The following is a 21614-nucleotide window of genomic DNA, read 5'->3' as shown; positions in this document are numbered from 1 at the left end:
ACTGGAAGCGGACTTTAGGACTTGCTCCGTCATGAGTAGAGCCTGTCTACGACATAATCATCATGCTGCACGACCAGAGCTGTGCAGTCCACGGATTGGGCGATGCTTAGCCGATGACCCTCGATGTTCGATCGCCGGACCCTCAATCCCTGTCGCTCACGGCTTCGATGCTGACCCTGCGGGGGCGCCGCTGGGTGCCGCTGCGCTTGAGCGGTTCGCCCACGACCGCTTGCCCATCGGCATCAACCGGCCTCGGTGCCGATTGCTGCGCCGGCGCACCCGGTTCCGACTCGGGTGCCGGCGGCACAGGTTCCAGCAAGTCCTCCTTGGAAAAGGGGGCGCCAAGCCCCTCTTCCCGGAAACGCTCGTAAATCGCCAGCCTGAGATCGTTGCGCACGGTGTTGCCATTGACGATATCGGCCAGATAGACGCGCAATTCGAAGGTCATAGTCGTTTCGCCGAAGGTCGTGAATACGGCCTGCGGCTCGGGATTCTTCAACACCAGCGGATGGCCGCCTGCAATCTGCAGCAGCGTATCCATCACCTGTCGGGGCACAGCATCGTAGCTGACCGTCACCGGAATATCCGAACGGCCGAGCCTGTTGCGATGCGTCCAGTTACCGACGGAAGCGTTGATGAACAGGGAGTTCGGCACCATGATCGTCTGGCGCTGGAACGTCTCGATCTCGGTCGCGCGAACGGAGATGCGCCGCACGAACCCTTCCGTCGTGCCCGTCACCACCCAGTCCCCGACCTTGAACGGCCGTTCGACCAGCAGAATGAGCCCGGAAACGAAGTTGGAAACGATGTTCTGCAGACCGAAACCGACGCCGAGAGAAAGCGCACCGGCAACCAGCGCCAGGTTCGAAAGGTCGAGCCCTGCCGCAGAAATACCGATCAGGCCGGCGAGCCCCAAGCCGAGATAGCCGACCCCGGTCTTCACCGAATTGCGCACGCCGGGATCGACGCGGCTGCGGGCCATGACACTGCCGTCGAGCCAGCGCTGGAACCAGCGGGTGACGACATAAACCGCGGCAAAAAGCAATATTCCGGCAAGAATGCCGGTAATGGAAATGGTGATGCCTCCGATCTTGATTTCCGTGAAAATACGGTACGCCCATGCCTGGATGTCGGCGATCTGGAAGCCCCACTGCAAAAGGAAGAGCGGGATGAAGAACAGAATAACCAGCGCATAGATGCCGAGACCGGCAACCAGTCCCGCCTGGTCGAGAGCGATCTGCTCCATCCGGAAACGCTTTTCGAGATAGCGGCCAACGATCGTATCGGCGAGCGCATTCTGCTTGGCGACGGCCTTGCCCGTCAGGATGCCGATATACATCGTCACCAGGATCGCACCGGTCATGACGATCTGCGTAGCAACGAACCGGGCAAGACCAACGTACCCCGACAGCGCGGCAATGATCAGCGCAGCGCCGGTCAAAACGAACAGCAACCAAACGGCGCGCGGCCAGGGAGTGCCTTGACTATCCAGCGTTTCGCTGGCCGCAACGATCGGCTTGATCAACGACATGGCCATCAGGATCAGGCCGATGATGATCGAGGCGATCAGGCTTTTGACGACGGTGAGAACGATCGGCGAGCCCATCACCTCGCTAATCGTGCCGGCCAGATAATCGAGACCATTGACGACCGTCATGGCGAAGATCGACCACACCAGCAAACGGGCACCGCGATCGGAAACGCGCACAAGGCGCCAGCCGCTCTGCCGGGGCGCAAGAACGGCGTTCGACAAGGTCGAGACAAACAGCAAGGCGACACAAACCGCCAAGGTGGTCGAAACGATCGGCGCAATGTCGGGCCGCAGCACATTGAAATTCTGCAGGAAAAAGTAACTCGTCGTGGCGAAGGCCGCCATCGCCATAGTCGGTATCATCGTTGACCAGAACGCCACCGACAGGCGGGTGATGTAGCCCGGCTCTTCGCTCCGGACCTCGCGGTGAATGAACGGAGAAAACAGCCGGCGCGTGCCTGCAAGCAGGACGAGTGCCGCGCAGAGCGACAGGAACAGAGCCGAAAGCAATTGCAAACGCTTGAAGTTCCACGCGAAGGTCAGCCAGCTGCCGACCGTGCGCATGAATGTCTGGCGTTCCAGGTTGATGGCGGCGATCGCATCCATCACCATGGTCCGGTTGATATCGGTGTGCTTGAGCAGCGTATTGCTGAACAGAGCACGCCGCGTCGCGGTGATGCCGTTCGACAGTTTCGTTGCCTGGATCGACAGATCTTCAGCGGTGCCCGTCAGCGCGTTGATCTCGCCCCGCTCGGCGAGAAGGCGCTTGCGTTCCTGCGCCACGACTTCGGCCTCCGGCGGCGCGCCCTCCCCGGGCGGATCCCCCAGTTCCGTCAATCGCGCCTTGATTTCATCCAAACGCGGCCGGGTGGCGACCGAGGTCGCGATAATCTGCTTGGCCGTCGCATCGACCTCGACCTTGAGCTCGGCAAGGCGGCTATCGTTAACTTTCTCCTGTGACACAAGCTTTGCCAGCCGCGCCAGGTTTCTGCGGGCAGTCTCAAGTTGCTCGCCAGGCTGCGCCTGCGGGCTCGCTGCCTCCTCAGTCTGCTGCGGAATGACATTTGCTGGCGGTTGCTGCGCCATGACGAGCGCGGGGGCTGCAACCACCCACAAGGACAGAAGGGTGGCAAAGAGTTTCGACATCATCGGCAATCACATTATCCTTTTCCGGCGGCCGGCACTGCAAAACAGAATCGAAGCGCGGCTCGGACGGCTCGGCGTTGCATAGGCCGGGGCGCCGCCAGATGCAAAATCCGATTTTGGCACCGCGGCATTTGATCCTTCGCGCGCATCAGAACCGAGAACCCGGTTGCGACAGGAAGTCGATCTCCGCTGCCGTCGAAACGCGACCCAGAATCGCATTGCGATGCGGGAACCGGCCGAATTTCCGGATGATCTCGCAATGGCGGATGGCAAAATTGAGGTATTCGGCATCGCCAAGCTCGGTAAAGAGCTTCACGCCGCGTGCCTGATCGACGAGATTTTCCGAATGCATGAACGGTAGGTAGAGGAAGGCGCGCTGATCGACCGACATCTCCTGATCGACAGCCGCATCGAGCGCAAGGCTTGCTTCCCTCAGCGCCAGACCGTCTGTCGCAAAAGCCAACGGCGAGGCCCGGTACATGTTGCGCGGCATCTGGTCGAGGACGATCACGGCAGCAAGCCGGTTCTCGGGCGTCTCCCGCCATCCGGCGTCAACGTTCCTCGAAAGCGCCAGATGCGTTGTGCGGAACCGCCGGTCGCATTGCTGGTCCAGCCCCGGAGGGGGATCGAACCAATGTTCCGGACGCAATTCATCGAACCAGAACGACAGAATTTCGCCCGGTGAACATATGCCGGCGGCACGCGCCATGATCGCCTCCTTCGTCATCCGTTCGGAACCGCAAAGCGCCGTTATCGCCGCTGGACGGATATAGAACCGCTTTTTCGCTTTCCATGGCGCGCTTCGTCAGGATTCCGCGCCTGGAAGTCCGCGCGGCTTTGGAAAGCTTATCTCTCGCGCAGCAGGCCCGGCAAGGCATTGCCGCCCGGCCCATACTGCTGCCTGCCGGTTTCGCATGCAACTTCAGCGTTACCGCGGCGCATCTCACGTTCCGCGCATTGGCCATCGCGTCGATCTCGCGTAATCGCGGTTGGATTTTTCGATTTTCTGGCTGACGGCGATCGCGGTTACCGACACCGTATCCATCTCCAGCGCTGGACATATACGGGCGAAGGAGACGACGTCGGCGATCTTTTCCATCACGTCTTCGCGCCTCCAAGCCCTCCTCAGAGGTTGGAATATATCCGCGCAGACACTATGTCCGCAGAAGCAGGGGATCAAAATATCCCCAGGGGGTATTCTGCGATGAAAAAGATAATCATTGCGGCCTTTGCCGCTCTGCTGGTGACTTCCTGCGCACAAACTCAATCCAACAGCGAACTTCAGCCGATAGCGGGCAGCATCACCTATGGCGGCCAGCCCCGAACCAAGCTGACCAAATCGCCGATCGGCAGCACGTTCAGTCACACCTTCCTCGACCCTGACGGAAACGGCTGGAGCGAGACCTATCAGATACAACCCGATCGCTCGCTCAAGCTCATTGCAAGACGCAGATCCCTGGAGTTCACGCTGAACCCGGGCGGCCGATTGTAGGACGTTCCGCGCGCGGGATGCCCAAATCGCCGCTTTGCGCGCCCTGCCCCGGGTGAACGGATCGAGGCGATCTATGGGGTTATAGTCGACCGCGTCGCTCAAGCATGTCGCCGGCAAACATGGTGTTAGCGGGCTTTGCCGAGGATTGACGTTCCGGATGGCATCACGATGTGGTAGCCTCCCCGCAACGGCCAAGGAGCCTGAGGTGGCTGTGAAGCAAATGATTTCGGCATTGGCCCATGCCAGGGGCAGGACTTTCTCCCTGTGATCCGGGAAAGGAAAAGTTCTGCGTTATAATATCCCACTTAATGAATAGAGTATGCCTGCTAACAACGGAGGTAGACATGCGAGCGAAACGACTCACGAATTTTTTTACGATGGCGCTTCTCGCCAGCAGCATCCAGATCGGCGGGCTTGGTTTCGCATTTGCCGATACGACGCTTCTCAATGTCTCCTACGATCCGACGCGCGAGTTTTACAAGGATTTCAACGCAGCCTTCGCTGAAGAATGGAAGGCGGATACGGGAGAAACGGTGACGATCCAGGCGTCGCACGGCGGCTCCGGCAAACAGGCGCGCGCCGTCATCGATGGGCTGGAAGCGGACGTCGTGACATTGGCGCTCGAGGCCGACATCGACGCCATCGCCAAGGGAACCGGCAAGATTCCGGCGGACTGGAAGACGAAGCTCGAAAACAACAGCGCTCCTTATACCTCAACCATCGTGTTCCTGGTGCGCAAGGGCAATCCCAAGGGCATCAAGGACTGGGGCGACCTGGTGAAGGATGACATCCAGGTGATCACGCCGAACCCGAAGACCTCGGGCGGCGCCCGCTGGAACTTCCTGGCCGCCTGGGCATGGGCGCGCGCGGCCAATGGCGGCGACGATGCCAAGGCGCAGGAATATGTCAGCCAGCTCTTCAAGCATGTTCCCGTGCTCGACACCGGTGCCCGCGGTGCGACGACCACCTTCGTGCAGCGCGGTCTCGGAGACGTTCTGCTCGCCTGGGAAAACGAAGCGTATCTCTCGCTCGAGGAACTAGGCCCGGACAATTTCGACATCGTCACGCCGTCCATCTCGATCAAGGCTGAACCGCCGGTCGCGCTGGTCGATGGTAACGTCGATGCCAAGGGAACCCGCAAGGCGGCGGAGGCCTATCTGCAGTATCTCTATTCGGACGTCGGCCAGAAGATCGCGGCAAAACACTACTATCGCCCCTTCAAACCGGAGGCTGCCGACCCGGAGGACATCAAACGTTTTGCCGATGTTAAGCTCGTGACTATTGACGAATTCGGCGGATGGAAGGAAGCTCAGCCAAAATATTTTGGGGACGGTGGGCTCTTTGACCAGATCTACAAGCCAGGACAATAAGACTTTATGACCGTACGCACAGCTTCGCTGTGGCAAATCAGGCAGCCGAGCGTCATTCCGGGATTCGGATTGGCGCTCGGCGTTACTTTGTCATGGCTCACTCTCATCATTCTCATTCCTCTTTCCGGCCTCGTTTGGCGCTCCAGCGCCTTGGGGTGGGCAACCTTCTGGGAACTGGCCACCGACCAGCGCACGGTCAACGCGCTTCGCATCAGCTTCGGTACGGCCTTTCTTGCCGCGCTGATCAATGTCGTCTTCGGCGTCATCCTCGCCTGGGTCCTCGTGCGCTACCGGTTCCCCGGCAAGCGCGTCATCGATGCCATGGTCGACCTTCCGTTCGCGCTGCCGACGGCCGTCGCCGGTATCGCGCTGACGACGCTCTACGCACCGAACGGCTGGATCGGCAGCCTCTTGACGCCGATCGGCATCAAGGTCGCCTTCACCCCGCTCGGCATCGTCTTCGCGCTCGTCTTCGTCGGCCTGCCTTTCGTCGTCAGGACCGTGCAGCCGATCATGGAGGAAATCGACAAGGAAGTGGAGGAAGCGGCGGCAACGCTCGGTGCCAACCGTCTCCAGACGATTCGACGCGTGCTGTTGCCGGGGCTCTCTCCCGCGGTTCTCACCGGTTTCGCGCTGGCCTTCGCCCGCGGTGTGGGCGAATATGGCTCCGTCATCTTCATCGCCGGCAACCTTCCATACGTGTCGGAAATCGCGCCCCTTTTGATCGTCATCCGTCTGGAAGAGTTCAACTATCCGGCAGCGACCGCCATTGCGGCCGTCATGCTTGCCATTTCCTTCGCCATGCTGTTGATCATCAACACGATTCAGGCCTGGAGCAGAAGGAGGTACGGCTATGGCGCATGATGTAGTTACGCCCGGCGGTGGTACCGGAAACACCGAGCTGGTGCGGATCGCCACATCCGAACACAGGATGGCGCGCTACGGACTGATCGCTGCGGCGCTCACCTTCGTCGCCCTCTTCCTCGTCCTGCCGCTGGCGGCGGTATTCACCGAAGCCATGCGCAACGGTCCTGGCGAGTTCCTCACCGTTTTGTCAGATCCGGAAACCTTTGCGGCGATCAAGCTGACACTGCTCGTCGCTGGCATCGCCGTGCCGCTCAATCTGGTTTTCGGCATCGCCGCCGCCTGGGCAATCGCCAAGTTCGAATTCAAGGGCAAGGCGTTCCTCACCACGCTGATAGACCTGCCTTTCTCGGTTTCGCCGGTGATATCCGGTCTGGTCTTCGTGCTCCTGTTCGGCTCCCACAGCCTGCTCGGCCCCTGGCTGCAGGCCCATGGCATCCGGATCCTGTTTGCCGTGCCCGGCATCGTTCTCGCCACCGTCTTCGTCACTTTCCCCTTCGTCGCGCGCGAACTCATCCCGCTCATGCAGGAACAGGGAACGAGCGACGAGGAAGCGGCACTGTCCCTGGGCGCTAGCGGCTGGCAGACCTTCTGGCACGTGACATTGCCCAACATCAAATGGGGCCTGCTCTACGGCGTCCTGTTGTGCAACGCCCGCGCCATGGGCGAGTTCGGCGCGGTCTCCGTCGTCTCCGGTCATATCCGCGGCCTGACGAACACCATGCCGCTCCAGGTGGAAATCCTCTACAATGAATATAATTTCGTTGCCGCCTTCGCGGTCGCAACGCTTCTCGCCCTGCTAGCTCTCGTCACCCTCGTTCTGAAGTCGCTGCTCGAAATGAAATACAGTGCCCAGATCGCTGCCAGCCGCCGGCACTGAAAGGTCAAGTTTACATGGAAGTTCGCGTTCAAAACATACGCAAGGAATTCGGTCGCTTTCCGGCGCTCAACGACGTGTCCCTCGACATTCGCTCTGGCGAGTTGATCGCATTATTGGGCCCCTCCGGCTCCGGCAAAACGACGCTGCTGCGGTTGATCGCAGGCCTTGAGAGCCCGACGGAAGGTACCGTTTATTTCGGCAACGAAGACGCCTCGCGCAAGACGGTGCAGGAGCGCAACATCGGCTTCGTCTTCCAGCATTACGCCCTGTTTCGCCACATGACCGTGCTCGACAACGTCTCCTTCGGCCTGACGATCCGCCCTGCGGGACGCCGTCCGCCGAAAGCCGATATCCGCAAGCGCGCGCTGGAACTGCTCGACCTCGTGCAACTGAGCGGCCTTGAAAAGCGCTACCCGGCGCAACTGTCCGGCGGCCAGCGCCAGCGTGTGGCGCTCGCCCGCGCCATGGCGGTGGAGCCGAACGTGCTGCTGCTCGACGAGCCCTTCGGCGCGCTCGACGCGCAGGTGCGCAAGGAGCTGCGCCGCTGGTTGCGCGAAATCCACGACCGCACTGGTCATACCACCGTCTTTGTGACGCACGACCAGGACGAGGCGTTGGAACTCGCCGACCGCGTCGTTGTCATGAGCAAGGGCAAGATCGAGCAGATCGGCACGCCGGACGAGATCTACGACACGCCGAACTCGCCGTTCGTCTTCGGTTTCATTGGCCAGTCGAACATTCTTCCGGTGCGTGTCGAAAACGGCCAGCTTTGGCTCGAAGACCGCTCGATCGGCGTCAGCGCACCGGGCGAAGCGGATGGCCCTGCGCAGCTCTATTTTCGCCCGCACGACGTGGAACTGCTCGACGGCGGCGGCTGCATTGCCGGTATTGTCGTCCAGACCCGCCGCGTCGCCGGCACCCGCCACGTCGAGCTCGATATCGGCGCAGCCAAAACGAAGGCCGAAATCGAACTGCCCCCGGAAAAGGGAACATCCGATCGGTCTCGCCTCGCCTTCAGGCCGACCCGCTGGAAACTGTTCCGCGACTGACCATACCGCGATAAACTGAAAACACACCGGGGGCGCGCCCCCGGTGACGACGCCGCTTACCGCGAGGCACGGCATTTCCTGTTTCGCCACAAATATGCTGTTGCTTGGACAACTGATTTCGCAGGAACAGCTTGATCCGCGGTATCAAGCCGTCGCATCCTGCCGGGCTATAACGCCTGTTTTGATCGCTACAGGGTCGAATGAACTACAGACGCGAAATCGATGGGTTGAGATCGGTAGCGGTCGTTCCGGTGCTGCTGTTCCACGCCGGTTTCCAGCACTTCAGCGGCGGCTTTATCGGTGTCGATATCTTCTTCGTCATCAGCGGTTATCTGATCACCTCGATCATCATCGCGGAACGGGAAAAGGACACTTTTTCGCTGCTCAAATTCTACGGGCGCCGAGCCCGCCGCATTCTTCCCGTGCTCTTCTTCGTGCTGTTGTGCTCACTGCCGTTTGCCTGGGCCTGGATGCTGCCTGACCAGATGACTAGCTTCGCCACAAGCGTCATCTCCGTCTGCCTGTTCGCTTCCAACTTCTTTTTCTGGGGTGACAGCGGCGGCTACTTCGCCGCAGTGTCGGAAGAGCAGCCACTGTTGCACACCTGGAGCCTGGCGGTGGAGGAGCAGTATTACCTGCTGTTTCCATTGTTCGTGATACTAGTCTGGCGCTTCGGCCGCCGGGCGCTGATCGGTGCCGTCGCGGCGATCGCGATCGCCAGTCTGCTGCTTGCCCAATACGGCTCGCAGAACTTTGCGACGGCCAATTTCTACCTGCCAAACACACGTGCATGGGAACTGCTGGCCGGCTCGCTCTGCGCCTTTGTGCTGGCGGGCGGGCGGCAATGCAAAAGCAACGTCCTGTCCCTGACCGGCCTGGCGATCATTGTCTTCGCGATTTTCGCCTATGATCAGGCGACACCCTTTCCGTCTCTCTATGCGCTCGCCCCCATTCTCGGCGCCGCTCTGGTCATCCTGTTCGGCTCCACGGAAACGGTAACGGCACGCTTGCTCTCCATACGTCCCATGGTCGGAGTCGGCCTGATCAGCTACAGCCTCTATCTCTGGCATCAGCCGGTGTTCGCTTTCGCGCGCATCCGCAGCTTGACCGAGCCTTCCGCGCTGGCGATGGGCCTGCTGGTGCTCGGCTGTTTTCCCCTTGCCTACCTCTCCTGGCGATTCGTCGAGACACCGTTCCGCAAGGGCGCCAAAACAACACTTCTGCCACGGCCGGTCGAGATTCTGAGTGCTGCTGCGGTGACAGCCTTACTGTTCATCGGAACAGGCTTTTACGGTCTTTCCGATGGCGGCCTGCTATTCCGCCTGCCGTTGGAGGCGCAGGCTGCCCTTGCCCAGGAGCGTCATGACCCGATCATGGACACCTGTCTGTTCGACAAGGGCGAGGCATCCCTGCCCCATCCTGTTCGGGACTGCCTGACCAAACATTCAGCCGGCAGCAAGACGATTCTGATCGGCGATTCTCACGCCGCCGCACTCGCCGGAGAAGCACTCCGCGTCTTCGATGCAAATGACGCCGATCTCTACGTGATGACCCATTCCGCCTGCGTCGGCTTTTCCGGATTCTATGTTTCCAGTCCAAAATACCGCCTGCGCTGCAACTCCTTTTTCACCGGCATCGAAGACTACATCCGCAAGAGCGGCACTACGACCATTGTCCTGGCAAGTCGCTGGAGCCTGTATCTCGACGGTACGCCATTCGACAATGGCGAGGGCGGCATCGAGCTTCTGAAGCCGACCTATGTCGATCTCTTCGATCGTCTGGGCGAGGCCACGAGCGAGGATGATCCGGCGCGCAAGGCCCGCGTGCTGAATCAGTATGTGGCTGATATCCAAACCTATCTCGATGCGGGCCGCAATGTGGTGCTCGTCTATCCAATACCCGAAGCCGGGTGGAACGTGCCCGAGCTTGTGGCGAAAAGCGCGATGACCGGACGCAAAAACCTGGAGTTCAGCACCAGCTTTGAACGCTATAGGCAGCGAAACCAGGCGGTCATCGCCGCCTTCGACGCGATCGCCCATCCCAATCTCTTCCGTGTGAAGCCCGCAGATTTCCTCTGCAGCACTTTCATCAAGGAGCGATGCATCAACAGCGTCAACGCCGACAGGGTTTTCTACTTCGACGACGATCATCTCTCAGACGCGGGCGCCGCGCTGGTCGTTCCGGCTCTGCTCGACGCGGTGCGAGCGATCGGGGAGCGGGACGCGGGACCGGCGCTGGCCAAGCAATAGCCCGCAATCGAGCTTATACAATTCCCCGTCTTAAATTCGCGCTAAACTGCGATCATCATCACGTAGTCGGGGCAAAGAAAAAACGGGTTGCAGCCGCCCCACGCAAAGGAGGAATCGCCATGGCGCTCGCCGATATGCCTATGGACGTTCTCTGTGCCGAGGATATCGATACACTACGGCTCGTTTTCGATCAGTTTTGCGAGGCACATCACAGGGCACGATCGGACAATGACATGGAAATCTGTGCCAACATCATGGTCCGGCTCTACCAGGGTGGTGAACGGGACCTCGCTGTTTTGACGAGAGCCTGCGAAGAGGCCTTGCGGCGGGATATCGCCGTGGGGGAGTGATGGGCAAAAGGTAGCAACTCCGCTATCTGGTTTCCTCAGCGGCATTTTCCGGATCAACGACAAGCGGGTCCGGGGGCGTGGTGCTTTTGATGTTCTCGTCCGGAGCAAAATGCTGAACGACAAGGACGCTGAGGATCGAACCGACCACGAAGCCGATCACGGCGATCATGACTGTGCGAGAGGTCATGTCCGTTCCTCCAGACGAACTCTCGTCGAATCGGGACGATACGCCCCTGCCCGGGCCGCGCCTTGCGCGGCGCGGGCCAGATTTTGCAAAATCAGCGTCTATTCATAAACATAGACGATCCGGCGGCTCTGCGGATCGACCAGGATTGGCCGGTCATTGACGCGGACATAGCTGTATCGGTAGTTGGGAACCGCAGAGATCACCACGTCGCTCGGCAAGGTGGCGCCAACAACGACTTCCCCGTCATAGGGAACCGTCTCCATGGGCGTACGCTCGATATAGGTGATCACTTCGGGTGGCGGCACGATGGTTTCGCCGACCTTGCCGATCAATTCATCACCCGGCGCCGGATCGGCAGGGCCGGCAATGCTGCCCGTCCGCTCGTAACTGACGATCGGCACACCGAGATCGACGCGGCGTTCCTGAACGATGACCGGCGTGCCATTGTAGTCCACGGTCAGTTCCTCTGCGAAAACCCAGCCACGCATGCCATTGACGTCGATGCGGCACCAATTCTCGCCGTCCAGGCAGCCGTCAAGCACCGCCGAACTGCCGCGCGTCGCGACACCGATGGAAGGATATTCCGTACCAGGCCCGGAATAGACCGTCAGGTCCGTCGCCGTCGTCGCCATCATGGCCGCTTGCGCGAGCCCTGCACCTGAAAGCAGTATGGCCCCAACGAGCAAGGGCTTTGAAATCCACCGCATGGTCTTTCTCCTTTGAACGGTGAATCCCAAACGCCTGACCCGCACGCAAGGTTCCGTGGATGGCGTTTTTCCTCATCGAGAGAAACGTCCTGTCCGAATATAAACCGGGGCTCTGACCAAGCTTCGTGAAGGCGAACCTTGGCGTTATGGGAGACGAGGTTTCCTTGCTCTGTCAGGTAGTCAATGGCGGCCTGGTTGACGGTTCAGAATGACCTTCTGGTGAGCAGTGCGCCATTACAGAAAAGCGATCACGATGGCTACGGCTGCAATAGCTGGGGTGAGTATGAGCGAGTATCGGAGGCGAGAATGGTCAGCTAAACGAACGGAGACTGGTCCTCATCCAAGGGAGGACTACCTACCCGGCCCAGGCAGGTTTATCTTTCATTGGGTGGTTAAAGAGGGAGGAGTGCCATGAAAACGCTTTCACGCATAATTGCTGCCACAGCCTTTGCCATGGGGTTCCTTGGTGGTGCCTCCGCAGGCGCTGACTTGACCCTGTACCAGCGCCTTGGGGGTTATGACGCCATCGCAGCCGTGACCGACGATTTCATTGGCCGCCTTGCGGGCGACGACAAGCTGGGCCGCTTTTTCGTCGGGTTCTCGACGGACAGCAAGCAGAGGATTCGCCAGAACATCGTTGACCTGATCTGCAACAAGGCCGGTGGCCCTTGTGTTTATACCGGGCGCGACATGAAAACCGCCCATGCAGGGGCTGGAATCACCAAAGAGGATTGGGATCGCTCAACCAAAATGTTCGGCGAGACGTTGGTGAAGTTCAAAGTTCCAGATGAGGAACAGAAGGAACTGGGAGAGATTATCGCGCCGCTCGAAAAGGACATTGTTGAAGGCGCCTTGTGACAGGATCCCACACGCCCGAGGATGTTGGCGTTTTCTAAAGCGTCCATCGATAAGATGTTGCCGTGCGAAAAAACCGCTGCCCCGCAATTGTGGGGGTGCCTTTGAAAGATTTGGTGGGTGATCACGGGCTCGAACCGTGGACCCGCTGATTAAGAGTCAGCTGCTCTACCAACTGAGCTAATCACCCGTCCAGAACCGCGTTGCTGCGGTCTGATGGGGCGTATAATGGCCTTCGCCGGCCTTGTCTACCCCCACAGCGATTTTCTTTCCGGATTTCTCAAAAAAATCTGTATTGGCCCTTTAGGGCCTGTTTTTCAAAGATAAAGTTCGCCGGCTGCGACCTTCACCGCCTGCCCGCCTATCCGCGCGGTTACGATTTCACCACCGGAAACGTCGAGATGAAGGTGCAACAGCGATGGCCGGCCCATTTCGACGCCCTGTTCGATCAGGAACGGATGATGCCCATCGATCAACTGGTCGAAATGGTGGATCGCCCCGGAAAAGGCGGCAACCGCCGCGCCTGTCGCCGGGTCTTCGACGATGCCCATGGCGGGCGCGAACATGCGGGTGTGGAAGCGGGCTATATGATTGATCCCGCCACGACAGTAGAGATAGGCGCTGGCGAGCCGTCCCTCGGCCATCGGCGTGATCTGCTCCCAGATTGCTGCGTCGAATTCGACGGCGCCGGCCACCGCCACGTCATGCACCGGGATCATGACGAACGGAACGCCGGCACTCCAGAAGGTCGGCACGTGGTTCTCGAAACCGATCTGCGTCGCCTTCAGGCTGAAGGCATTGGCAATCTCCTGCCGGTCGAACTTCGCGTTGAGTTGCACCGACTTCCTCGGCATGTCGAATTCCGCGAAGGATGCCGATGGGGACCGGCGCCGCACGGCACAACGCACGGGACCGACATTTTCCTCAAGCATCTGGACAAGATCATAGTCCTCGCCGTCGGCATCACGCGCGGCCTCCGCCAGGGCGACCGCCGCGCCGACCGTGGGGTGGCCCGCGAAGGGCAGTTCGTAGCCAGGCGTAAAAATCCGCAGCCGGGCGGTATGTGCAGGGTTCTCGGCAGGCTTGACGAACACAGTCTCCGACAGGTTGAACTCGATGGCGATCGCCTGCATCGCCGCGTCGCTCAGGCCGTCGCTGTCGAAAACGACAGCCAGCGGATTTCCTTCCAGCCTGTTGGCGGTGAAGACGTCGTAGATTGCATAGCGCCGCGCCACGGTAAGCTCCCTGTATGTTTTTAATTCCAGACCTTGCACGGCAGACACCCTGCGGCAAGCGTAAAAAGCGTCACCACCTGTTCTTGAAAACCCATTCCAGGATCGGTGACATGAAAGGTTGATAGAGATGCAACCCCGGATCGGGGCTGCGGATGGCCAAGGCCTCGTCGATTTCCGGCTGCGGATCCTGAGCGATATGACCGGCGATGCGTCCGATCAGTTCCTCGGCCGTCGCGGAAAACCCGTAGGAACGGAAAACCGTGATGACGCCCCTGTCGTGGAGCGCATGAAATCCAGACACGCTGTCGGCATCGGACAACGCAAGCCCGGTCTCTTCCAGCACCTCGCGTGCCATGTTTCCGTCCAGGTCGCAGATGCCATCGCGGATATCCTCGGGATCCAGCGACCCGGCCGCGCAGTAGACGCGCCCTGGATTGGCTGTGTGTTTGCCCATGCGAACTGCGATCACCGCACCATCTGACGAAACAATAACCGGGAGAGCGAACAGGTGGATTGCCGAAGTCACCGGCCGTGTCCTTCTCCACCACAGGAATGTCGAGAACGGCACGATATGCGTTTCTCCGGAAATCACGCCGTCGCGAATTTGCACCGCGCGGGACAGCATCATGCGGCCGTCATAAAGGGCGGGATTGGCTGAAATCTCCTGCGCCCAGTTTTCCGCGATCTTGTCCTGCTCGGCGAGAAAGTAGGGATGCGGTCCCTCCGCTACACGCAAGTCGACGTAGCTGACGGGAAAAACCAGGCGTTCATCGGGCCACTCGGATATATTGCTGGTCAGTCGTTGCATGGGGATCAGACGTCGAGGGAAATGACAACGGGGCAATGATCGGAGGCCTTCGGCCGGTCCCATCCGGTTCGCGGATAGCGCTCGACCTCCTGCCCCCGCGGAAAGATCGTCCGGTAGGGCTGGCCGGCACGGATGATTTCCGGCACGCTTGCCGGGTTGCGCTTGGCAAGGGCCGGTGAAAGCCAGATATAGTCGAGCTGACAGAGGTGCCGTTCCTCCGGTCCACGGCTGTGAAACAGCGTCCATCGATCGAGTTCGGGCCGCCGCCGCATGGTGTTTTCAACAAAGCCGTCATGGCTGAGAATGTCCAGCGCGCTCTGCGTTTCCTGCCGTGGCACGAAACGGTAGCCGTTGCGCCGGTCGCCAAGCACGTCGATCCGCTCCTGATAGTCGTTCATGTCGCCGCAGATGGCGAACATCTTGCCCGCCGTATTGTCAGCGCCAAAGCGTGTCTCGATGATGCAGCGGACGGCCGCTGCCTCTGCCCGTCTGACTGCCATCGTCGCGGTGCGCCCATCCAGCCCTTCGCGCGCCGGCCCCATCGATTTGAAATGCACAACGAACAACGTCAGCGGCCGCCCACCGATGCGGAAATCCAGTTCGAGGCAGTCCCGTTTGAAGACGCGGTCACCGGGCACGTTGGTCGCGGCTAGCGCATCGTTGAAGAGACCGAAGTCGGCATAGGTGACGGCGGCGTGGGATTTGACATTGACACATTCAATCTTCTGGCCGTTGCGGGTTTCCTCGCGCACCAGCACGGCGACGTCGATGCCGCGGCTGTCATTGCCCTCGAGCAGATATTTCTGCCGGTAGCCGCTGCCGACCATCTTGAACAGATAGCCGTATTCGAAGGCCTGCAGCGCCGCCATGTTGTCGGCTTCCTGCAGACAGAGAATATCGGCATCGCAATCAGCGATCGCCAGCGCCGACATCTGCCGCGTATCATCCGTGTGGGCGATAGTGCGGGCTTCCTCCAGCCGCTGATATTCCGCCTCGCTCTTCACGTCAAAAAGCCTGAGGACACGGTCCTGCTTGAGGTTATTGCGAAAGCCGGAGAAATCGAACCTGCTCATCAGGTTCTCGATATTGAACGTGGCAAGGCGAAGGGACATCAGACGATTCCGTATGCGATCGCCGCGACTTTAGACAATCACCGGCAAAAGTCGAACGCCTTTCTCCGGGCCAGTTCACCACTCCACCGGACGACAAAGGATCAAAATTGTGGCGATCGGTTGCCGGCGAATAATCAGGCTTGATGAGCCGTTCCTCATACGCAAGATTGATCTACTGTTAGGGGAACATAATGCGAAATTGGAAACCGACACTGAAAGCCGCGCTCATCACGATCGCCCTTCTCACAGGCGCCACCGCGGCTCATGCCGACAGTTTCGGCGCAATCTCGCTGTCGCCGGCAACGGGGGCAACGGGCTGGTCACACGACTACGCGTCGCGGTGGGAGGCCGAGGAAGTGGCGCAATCCCATTGCTACAAGTATGCCGGCGATTGTCGCGTGGCGATCTGGTTCAAGAACGCCTGTGGCGCGGTGGCACGCGGACCGGACGGCTGGGGCGCAGACTGGGCGCCCGGACGCAGGCAGGCCCAAAGAGCGGCCGTGGCCTCATGTTCCAACCATTCCTATGGCTGCGAGGTGATCCGCTGGCAGTGTTCCGGCGGACACTGACCGCAAGCGGGGTACGCACACCGTCCCTGCCGGATAACGAAGGGCTGTGACCCGGAGAAACCTCTGTCGCGGGGCTCTGCACAACACCAGGGCCGGCGCTTCCTCTCAAAGGCGCAGCATTCCATCTGAAACGGTGTTGCTGATCGGCGTCGACATATTCCGGGCAGTTAAACATATCTGGGGGGATTGACCCGCGGCGGCCTAAACCTGTTGATTATATTAGAAATACCTGCGATTCGAGGGCGGGACGCAGCATGCGGGGCCAGGAGAAATCGATGAAACAGGGTACGCCATGGGGCGCGCGGCTGCGCTATGAGTTCGACAAGAGCATGGCCGCAGGACCGATCGCGCTGATCGGTTGGCTGGCGGTCATTTCGCTCATCGTCATTATCGTCGCAGGCGCTTTTCTCGCCCTCACGCGGATTGCGCCGGAAGGCGGTCGGCCGGTGAGCTTCGTTGAAGGCGCCTGGGAATCGCTGATGCGCACGATGGATGCCGGAACCATGGGCGGCGATGTCGGCTGGAGTTTCCGCGGCGTCTCGCTCCTCGTCACCATCGCCGGCATCTTCGTCTTCTCGGCCTTGATCGGCGTGCTGAGCTCCGGTCTCGAAAACAAGCTTGAGGACCTGCGCAAGGGGCGCTCCCAGGTTCTGGAAAATGATCATACCATCATCCTCAACTGGTCGCCGTCGATCTTCGACGTCATCTCCGAACTGGTCATCGCCAATAGCAGCCGCCGCAAGCCGCGCATCGTCATCATGGCCAACAAGGACAAGGTGGAGATGGAGGACGAGATCGCCACCAAGGTGCCTGACCTGAAGAACACCCGAATCATCTGCCGCAGCGGCGACCCGACCGATCTCTACGACCTCAGCATCGTCAATCCGCAGACATCCCGCTCCGTCATCGTGCTTTCGCCGGATGGCGACGATCCGGATTCACAGGTCGTCAAGAGCGTGCTCGCGCTCGTCAACGACCCTCACCGCCGGCCAGAGCCCTACCAGATCGCCGCGGAGATCCGCGACAGCAGGAACGCCGATGTTGCCCGCATCGTCGGCGGCAACGAGTTGCAGCTCATTCTGGCCGACGACCTGATTGCCCGCATCGTGGTCCATTCCAGCCGACAGTCGGGCTTGAGCGCGGTCTATTCCGAACTGCTCGATTTCGACGGCTGCGAGATCTACACGCTGGAGCAGCCCGGCATCACCGGCAAGAGCTTCGCTGCCGCCGTGATGGCCTACGAAACCTCGACGCTGATCGGCCTTTGTGACGAAGAGGGCAAGGTGCATCTCAATCCGGCACCCGGCCGCATCTTCAAGCAGGGCGAACGCGCCGTCATCATCGCCGAGGATGATGCCGCAATCAAATCCGGGAACAACGAAATCCGTATCGAGAAGGATGCCATCCTGCCCGCAGAAGCACGCGACCCGAGACCGGAGCGGACACTGCTGCTCGGCTGGAACCGTCGCGGATCGGTCATCACCTTCGAGCTGTCGCGCTATGTCGCCCCCGGCTCGCTCCTCACGATCGCAGCCGACACGCCGGAACTGGAGGACGACATCAAAGCCCTCAAGGTTGCAAACGACAATATGGCCGTCGACTACCGCATCATCGATACGAGCAACCGTGCCGAACTCGATGCGCTCGATATTCCGAGTTACGATCATGTTCTCGTTCTCGGCTACAGCGACCACATGGCGCCCCAGCCTGCCGATACCCGCACGCTGGTAACGCTGCTGCAACTGCGCAAGATCGCCGAACAGGCTGGCCGGCACATCAGCGTCGTCAGCGAGATGACCGACGTGCGCAATCGGGAGCTGGCGGAAGTGACCCGCGCCGACGATTTCGTCGTCAGCAACAAGCTGGTCAGCCTGATGCTGGCGCAGGCTTCCGAGAACGAATCGATGGCGGCTATCTTCGGCGAGCTGCTCGACGAGGATGGATCGGAAATCTACATGCGCCCGGTCAGCGACTATGTGGCGATCGGTGAACCGGTCACCTTCTACACGATTTGCCTGGCGGCCCTGCGTCGCGGTGAAGTGGCCATCGGCTATCGCCGCCAGCGCGACGGCAATCCGGATCTGCGCAAGCTCGGCGGCGTTACGGTCAATCCTCCGAAGTCGGAAAAGCTGCTCTACAGCGAGACCGACCGCCTCATCGTCCTCGCCAGGAACTAGGCAACAACGACAGAACAAGGCGACGGCTTTTCCAGTCGCCGCCCCTTTCCTTTTCGCCGAACTGCCCTAGCTTCGCCGCGTCTTCGCATTCTCAAATCGATTGGGGTATCACCATGGACTATCGTCTTCTCGGCCGCTCCGGCCTCAAGGTTTCGACACTGACCATCGGCACGATGACCTTCGGCGGCAAAGGCTGGGCCAGGACCGTCGGCGACCTCGGCGTCAACGAGGCGCGCAGGCTTGTCGATCTCTGCCTCGATGCCGGCGTCAACCTGATCGACACGGCCGATGTCTATTCGCAAGGCGTGTCAGAAGAAATCATCGGTGAAATCACCGGCGGCCGACGCAAGAACGGCGTGCTGATCGCAACCAAGGCCCGGTTCCCGATGGGCGACGGCCCGAACGACGCGGGCTCCTCCCGGCACCATCTGATCCGCGCCTGCGAAGCGAGCTTGAAGCGGCTGAAAACCGACGTTATCGATCTGTATCAGTTGCACGAATGGGACGGCCAGACGCCGCTTGAGGAAACCATGGAAGCGCTCGACATGCTCGTGCGCCAAGGCAAGGTCCGCTATATCGGTTGCTCGAATTTCTCCGGCTGGCACATCATGAAGGCGCTTGGCGTCAGCGCTGCCGACCGGCGCCCGCGCTTCGTCAGCCAGCAGATCCACTACACGCTCGAATCGCGCGACGCCGAATATGAACTCCTGCCGGTCTCGATCGACCAGGGCCTCGGCGTGCTCGTCTGGAGCCCGCTGGCCGGCGGCCTTCTTTCCGGCAAACACCGGCGCAACAGGACGGCGGAAGGGTCACGCCAGCTCGCCGGCTGGGACGAGCCGCCGATCCGCGACGAGGACCGCCTCTGGGCCATCGTCGATACCCTTGTCGACATTGCTGAAAACCGCAGCGTCTCCGCCGCGCAAATCGCCCTCGCCTGGCTGATCGGCCGCAAGGCCATCACCTCCGTCATCATCGGCGGCCGCACCGAAGCCCAGTTCAAGGACAACCTCGCAAGCGCCGACCTCGTTTTGTCTGCTGAAGAACGCCAGCGCCTCGACGCCGTCAGCGCCCCGCCGGTACTCTATCCATACTGGCACCAGTTGCGTACGGCAAAGGACCGGCTGGGGGAAGCGGACCTGTCGCTGCTCGGTCCGCATATCTGAACCGGATCAAATCGTCGCCAGCAGCAGGCTCGTCTCCGATTTCGAAAATATGGACCGCCGGGAAATGCGTGGAGCGCCATCCAACAGGGGAGCGCGTCCACATGCCCTATGCGTTCGACGTGCTCCCGGATGTGACCTTCGAGGCGGCGGTCGCCTGCCTCGAAGACAAGAGTTAGGCCGCCAGAGCCTCCTCGCCGATAAGCCCGCCGAGGCGGGAAATCCCCTCCTCGATCATTGCTTCGTCGGCGCAGGAGAAGCTGACACGGCAGGTATTCGCGCCGGAACCATCCGCGAAGAAGGCTTTGCCTGGCACAAAGGCGACCTTTGCCGTCGCCAGCGATTTGGCGAGCAGCTCGGCACCATCCATGCCGGCCGGCAAGGTCAGCCAGACGAACATGCCCCCTTCCGGCACCGTCCAGCTCACATCCGCCGGCATGTATTTAGCGAGGGCGGCCAGCATGGCGTCACGCCGCTTACTGTAGACGGCCTTGAGCTTGGCGACCTGCTTGTCGAAGCCACGTTCGGCAACATGGCAGATCGCCATCTGGTTGATGGTCGAGGAATGCAGATCGGCCGCCTGCTTCATCAGCACCAGCTTGCGGATGACCGTGTTGGAGGCGCAGACCCAGCCGACGCGAAGGCCGGGCGCCAGCGTCTTGGAGAAACTGCCGCAGTAGATCGTCCGAGTTTCGTTGATCGAGCCCTTGCGGGCGATCTCGAGCGAAAGAATCGGCGGCACGGTCTCGCCGTCGTACCGCAGCGACTGGTAGGCGGCGTCCTCGATGAGGGCGATATCGAGTTCCTCGGCGAGTTCCAGCACCTTTTTTCGGGCGGCAAGGTCGAGCGTCTCACCGGTCGGATTGGCGAATTCGGCCGACACATAGGCGAACTTCACCCGTCCACCGGCTTCCGCCGCAACATCACGGTAGGTCTGCGGCGTGCGGTTGCCGGAGGGCGACAGCTGGTCGTAAGCCGGCTCATAGGCGTTGAAGGCCTGCAATGCACCGAGATAGGTGGGCCATGTCACCAGCGCCGTATCGTTCGGCGACAGGAAGAGCTTGCCTAGATAGTCTAGCGCCTGCTGCGAGCCGGAGGTGATCAGGATGTTTTCCGCTTCGCAGGGAATGCCGATAGCGGCCATGCGGCCGGCAAGCCACTGGCGCAGAGGCAGGTAGCCCTCGCTCACCGAATATTGCAGGGCGGCACTGACGGCCGGACCACCGAAGATATCGGCATAGGCAGCCTTGAAGTCCTCATCCGGAAACAGCGCCGGGTCGGGAATGCCACCTGCAAAGGAGATGATGTCCGGCCGGTCCAACAGTTTCAGAAGTTCACGGATTTCCGAAGCGCGCATCCGTGAAGACCGCGTCGCGAATATCTTTTCCCAATCGAGCATGGAAGTTTCCTCAGGTTATGCTTTTGCCGGAGCACAACACGGCTGGTCTATTAAGTCAATAATACTGACCTATATTTCGACATGGAACCACCTTTTCTCTCCCTATTGCGCCGATGGCGATGGCCAGACGAGTCGATGACGGGATTGCCCAGCGGATCACGGTCATGTGTGAAAGGTGTGCATGCCGAGTGCGAAATTCACAAGGACAGGCACGCGACTTGATCGCGCCGGCTGCGCTTGCGGTCATTATCCGCCTCAGTTTCGGAAGATTGATCAGGCCTCGTGGTGCCCGAACATGCTGAGGACCAGCAGCAACACGATGGCGCCGAGGATCAAGGCGTCGAACAAGGAGAAGTGATAGAAGAAGGTCTCCATCGCAGTGTCCTTCTGTCAAAAAGAATACTGCAAAAGCCTAAATATTTCAAATATTACAGTTGTCGGCGGCAGACAAAACGGAAACGCCGGAGATCTCTC

20 protein-coding genes and 1 tRNA gene are annotated in these 21614 nt (G+C 60.4%); 11 read left to right on the top strand and 10 right to left on the bottom strand.

The genetic code is table 11. From position 1 onward, the window contains the following. Positions 1-142: 142 nt before the first annotated feature. The 3 genes from ACSQ2Z_RS09360 to ACSQ2Z_RS09350 all read right to left on the bottom strand — a co-directional run bounded on the left by ACSQ2Z_RS09360 (position 143) and on the right by ACSQ2Z_RS09350 (position 3776). Positions 143-2617: a mechanosensitive ion channel domain-containing protein gene (locus ACSQ2Z_RS09360; RefSeq protein WP_436083035.1), complete on the bottom strand. Its 2475-nt coding sequence runs from the start codon at positions 2615-2617 to the stop codon at positions 143-145. 208 nt (positions 2618-2825) lie between these two features. Then, positions 2826-3386: a DUF924 family protein gene (locus ACSQ2Z_RS09355; RefSeq protein ID WP_436080948.1), complete on the bottom strand. Its 561-nt coding sequence runs from the start codon at positions 3384-3386 to the stop codon at positions 2826-2828. A gap of 234 nt (positions 3387-3620) precedes the next feature. After that, positions 3621-3776 carry a hypothetical protein gene (locus tag ACSQ2Z_RS09350; RefSeq protein ID WP_436080947.1) on the bottom strand — a complete coding sequence of 52 codons (156 nt, stop codon included), beginning with the start codon at positions 3774-3776 and terminating at the stop codon, positions 3621-3623. A 105-nt stretch (positions 3777-3881) separates the two neighbouring features. Between ACSQ2Z_RS09350 and ACSQ2Z_RS09345 the strand changes: the two genes are divergently transcribed. The 7 genes from ACSQ2Z_RS09345 to ACSQ2Z_RS09315 all read left to right on the top strand — a co-directional run bounded on the left by ACSQ2Z_RS09345 (position 3882) and on the right by ACSQ2Z_RS09315 (position 10931). Then, positions 3882-4169, top strand: coding sequence for a membrane lipoprotein lipid attachment site-containing protein (locus ACSQ2Z_RS09345; RefSeq protein WP_436080946.1), 288 nt, complete (start codon positions 3882-3884; stop codon positions 4167-4169). A gap of 344 nt (positions 4170-4513) precedes the next feature. Continuing rightward, a complete protein-coding gene (locus tag ACSQ2Z_RS09340) occupies positions 4514-5539 on the top strand; it encodes a sulfate ABC transporter substrate-binding protein (protein ID WP_436080945.1) in 1026 nt (341 codons plus the stop codon). Positions 5540-5545: 6 nt separating this feature from the next. After that, on the top strand, positions 5546-6403 hold the full coding sequence (cysT, locus tag ACSQ2Z_RS09335; protein ID WP_436080944.1) for a sulfate ABC transporter permease subunit CysT: 858 nt from the start codon (positions 5546-5548) through the stop codon (positions 6401-6403). Next, entirely contained in the window at positions 6393-7283 is an 891-nt protein-coding gene (gene cysW, locus ACSQ2Z_RS09330) for a sulfate ABC transporter permease subunit CysW (RefSeq protein ID WP_436080943.1), read from the top strand. The genes cysT and cysW overlap by 11 nt, the downstream gene beginning before the upstream one ends. A gap of 14 nt (positions 7284-7297) precedes the next feature. Beyond that, positions 7298-8332, top strand: coding sequence for a sulfate/molybdate ABC transporter ATP-binding protein (locus tag ACSQ2Z_RS09325; RefSeq protein ID WP_436080942.1), 1035 nt, complete (start codon positions 7298-7300; stop codon positions 8330-8332). A 200-nt stretch (positions 8333-8532) separates the two neighbouring features. Then, positions 8533-10581 carry an acyltransferase family protein gene (locus ACSQ2Z_RS09320; protein ID WP_436080941.1) on the top strand — a complete coding sequence of 683 codons (2049 nt, stop codon included), beginning with the start codon at positions 8533-8535 and terminating at the stop codon, positions 10579-10581. Positions 10582-10700: 119 nt separating this feature from the next. After that, positions 10701-10931, top strand: coding sequence for a hypothetical protein (locus ACSQ2Z_RS09315; RefSeq protein WP_436080940.1), 231 nt, complete (start codon positions 10701-10703; stop codon positions 10929-10931). A 22-nt stretch (positions 10932-10953) separates the two neighbouring features. Here the strand turns inward: ACSQ2Z_RS09315 and ACSQ2Z_RS09310 are convergent, their stop codons facing one another. Both ACSQ2Z_RS09310 and ACSQ2Z_RS09305 read right to left on the bottom strand, forming a co-directional pair. Further along, the gene (locus tag ACSQ2Z_RS09310) at positions 10954-11118 is read right to left on the bottom strand and encodes a hypothetical protein (protein ID WP_436080939.1); all 165 of its coding nucleotides are present in this window, start codon (positions 11116-11118) and stop codon (positions 10954-10956) included. Positions 11119-11216: 98 nt separating this feature from the next. Then, positions 11217-11825 carry a DUF1236 domain-containing protein gene (locus ACSQ2Z_RS09305; RefSeq protein ID WP_436080938.1) on the bottom strand — a complete coding sequence of 203 codons (609 nt, stop codon included), beginning with the start codon at positions 11823-11825 and terminating at the stop codon, positions 11217-11219. 411 nt (positions 11826-12236) lie between these two features. Here ACSQ2Z_RS09305 and ACSQ2Z_RS09300 point away from each other — a divergent pair, with 411 nt between their 5' ends. Beyond that, on the top strand, positions 12237-12683 hold the full coding sequence (locus tag ACSQ2Z_RS09300; protein ID WP_436080937.1) for a group I truncated hemoglobin: 447 nt from the start codon (positions 12237-12239) through the stop codon (positions 12681-12683). 111 nt (positions 12684-12794) lie between these two features. Here ACSQ2Z_RS09300 and ACSQ2Z_RS09295 read toward each other — a convergent pair. The 4 genes from ACSQ2Z_RS09295 to ACSQ2Z_RS09280 form a co-directional block, all read right to left on the bottom strand. Further along, positions 12795-12870: transfer RNA gene (locus tag ACSQ2Z_RS09295), tRNA-Lys, on the bottom strand. Positions 12871-12997: 127 nt separating this feature from the next. After that, positions 12998-13915 carry a PhzF family phenazine biosynthesis protein gene (locus ACSQ2Z_RS09290; protein ID WP_436080936.1) on the bottom strand — a complete coding sequence of 306 codons (918 nt, stop codon included), beginning with the start codon at positions 13913-13915 and terminating at the stop codon, positions 12998-13000. Between the two features lie 70 nt (positions 13916-13985). Then, positions 13986-14723, bottom strand: a complete 738-nt coding sequence (locus ACSQ2Z_RS09285) for an NUDIX hydrolase (protein WP_436080935.1) — start codon at positions 14721-14723, stop codon at positions 13986-13988. Between the two features lie 5 nt (positions 14724-14728). Beyond that, positions 14729-15835 (bottom strand): endonuclease/exonuclease/phosphatase family protein, encoded by a 1107-nt coding sequence (locus ACSQ2Z_RS09280; protein ID WP_436080934.1) that lies wholly within the window; start codon positions 15833-15835, stop codon positions 14729-14731. A gap of 191 nt (positions 15836-16026) precedes the next feature. Between ACSQ2Z_RS09280 and ACSQ2Z_RS09275 the strand changes: the two genes are divergently transcribed. The 3 genes from ACSQ2Z_RS09275 (at position 16027) to ACSQ2Z_RS09265 (ending at position 19744) form a co-directional block, all read left to right on the top strand. Continuing rightward, entirely contained in the window at positions 16027-16404 is a 378-nt protein-coding gene (locus ACSQ2Z_RS09275; protein WP_436080933.1) for a DUF4189 domain-containing protein, read from the top strand. Between the two features lie 275 nt (positions 16405-16679). Beyond that, positions 16680-18581 (top strand): CASTOR/POLLUX-related putative ion channel, encoded by a 1902-nt coding sequence (locus ACSQ2Z_RS09270; RefSeq protein ID WP_436080932.1) that lies wholly within the window; start codon positions 16680-16682, stop codon positions 18579-18581. 113 nt (positions 18582-18694) lie between these two features. After that, positions 18695-19744, top strand: a complete 1050-nt coding sequence (locus tag ACSQ2Z_RS09265; protein WP_436080931.1) for an aldo/keto reductase — start codon at positions 18695-18697, stop codon at positions 19742-19744. 172 nt (positions 19745-19916) lie between these two features. Here the strand turns inward: ACSQ2Z_RS09265 and ACSQ2Z_RS09260 are convergent, their stop codons facing one another. Continuing rightward, positions 19917-21140, bottom strand: coding sequence for a PLP-dependent aminotransferase family protein (locus ACSQ2Z_RS09260; protein ID WP_436080930.1), 1224 nt, complete (start codon positions 21138-21140; stop codon positions 19917-19919). Positions 21141-21614 lie beyond the last annotated feature (474 nt).

It is taken from the genome of Pararhizobium sp. LjRoot235, from assembly GCF_964254145.1.
Lineage (GTDB): Bacteria > Pseudomonadota > Alphaproteobacteria > Rhizobiales > Rhizobiaceae > Pararhizobium.
The sequence above is the reverse complement of the archived record's forward strand: the minus strand, read 5'-3'. Positions and strand labels throughout refer to the sequence as shown.

Bases quoted from the DNA above. Each gene is read 5' to 3' on its own strand.
- ACSQ2Z_RS09360 (WP_436083035.1), bottom strand. From the start codon at position 2,617: ATGGCGCAGCAACCGCCAGCAAATGTCATTCCGCAGCAGACTGAGGAG.
- ACSQ2Z_RS09355 (WP_436080948.1), bottom strand. From the start codon at position 3,386: ATGGCGCGTGCCGCCGGCATATGTTCACCGGGCGAAATTCTGTCGTTC.
- ACSQ2Z_RS09350 (WP_436080947.1), bottom strand. From the start codon at position 3,776: ATGGAAAAGATCGCCGACGTCGTCTCCTTCGCCCGTATATGTCCAGCG.
- ACSQ2Z_RS09345 (WP_436080946.1), top strand. From the start codon at position 3,882: ATGAAAAAGATAATCATTGCGGCCTTTGCCGCTCTGCTGGTGACTTCC.
- ACSQ2Z_RS09340 (WP_436080945.1), top strand. From the start codon at position 4,514: ATGCGAGCGAAACGACTCACGAATTTTTTTACGATGGCGCTTCTCGCC.
- cysT (WP_436080944.1), top strand. From the start codon at position 5,546: ATGACCGTACGCACAGCTTCGCTGTGGCAAATCAGGCAGCCGAGCGTC.
- cysW (WP_436080943.1), top strand. From the start codon at position 6,393: ATGGCGCATGATGTAGTTACGCCCGGCGGTGGTACCGGAAACACCGAG.
- ACSQ2Z_RS09325 (WP_436080942.1), top strand. From the start codon at position 7,298: ATGGAAGTTCGCGTTCAAAACATACGCAAGGAATTCGGTCGCTTTCCG.
- ACSQ2Z_RS09320 (WP_436080941.1), top strand. From the start codon at position 8,533: ATGAACTACAGACGCGAAATCGATGGGTTGAGATCGGTAGCGGTCGTT.
- ACSQ2Z_RS09315 (WP_436080940.1), top strand. From the start codon at position 10,701: ATGGCGCTCGCCGATATGCCTATGGACGTTCTCTGTGCCGAGGATATC.
- ACSQ2Z_RS09310 (WP_436080939.1), bottom strand. From the start codon at position 11,118: ATGACCTCTCGCACAGTCATGATCGCCGTGATCGGCTTCGTGGTCGGT.
- ACSQ2Z_RS09305 (WP_436080938.1), bottom strand. From the start codon at position 11,825: ATGCGGTGGATTTCAAAGCCCTTGCTCGTTGGGGCCATACTGCTTTCA.
- ACSQ2Z_RS09300 (WP_436080937.1), top strand. From the start codon at position 12,237: ATGAAAACGCTTTCACGCATAATTGCTGCCACAGCCTTTGCCATGGGG.
- ACSQ2Z_RS09285 (WP_436080935.1), bottom strand. From the start codon at position 14,723: ATGCAACGACTGACCAGCAATATATCCGAGTGGCCCGATGAACGCCTG.
- ACSQ2Z_RS09280 (WP_436080934.1), bottom strand. From the start codon at position 15,835: ATGTCCCTTCGCCTTGCCACGTTCAATATCGAGAACCTGATGAGCAGG.
- ACSQ2Z_RS09275 (WP_436080933.1), top strand. From the start codon at position 16,027: ATGCGAAATTGGAAACCGACACTGAAAGCCGCGCTCATCACGATCGCC.
- ACSQ2Z_RS09270 (WP_436080932.1), top strand. From the start codon at position 16,680: ATGAAACAGGGTACGCCATGGGGCGCGCGGCTGCGCTATGAGTTCGAC.
- ACSQ2Z_RS09265 (WP_436080931.1), top strand. From the start codon at position 18,695: ATGGACTATCGTCTTCTCGGCCGCTCCGGCCTCAAGGTTTCGACACTG.
- ACSQ2Z_RS09260 (WP_436080930.1), bottom strand. From the start codon at position 21,140: ATGCTCGATTGGGAAAAGATATTCGCGACGCGGTCTTCACGGATGCGC.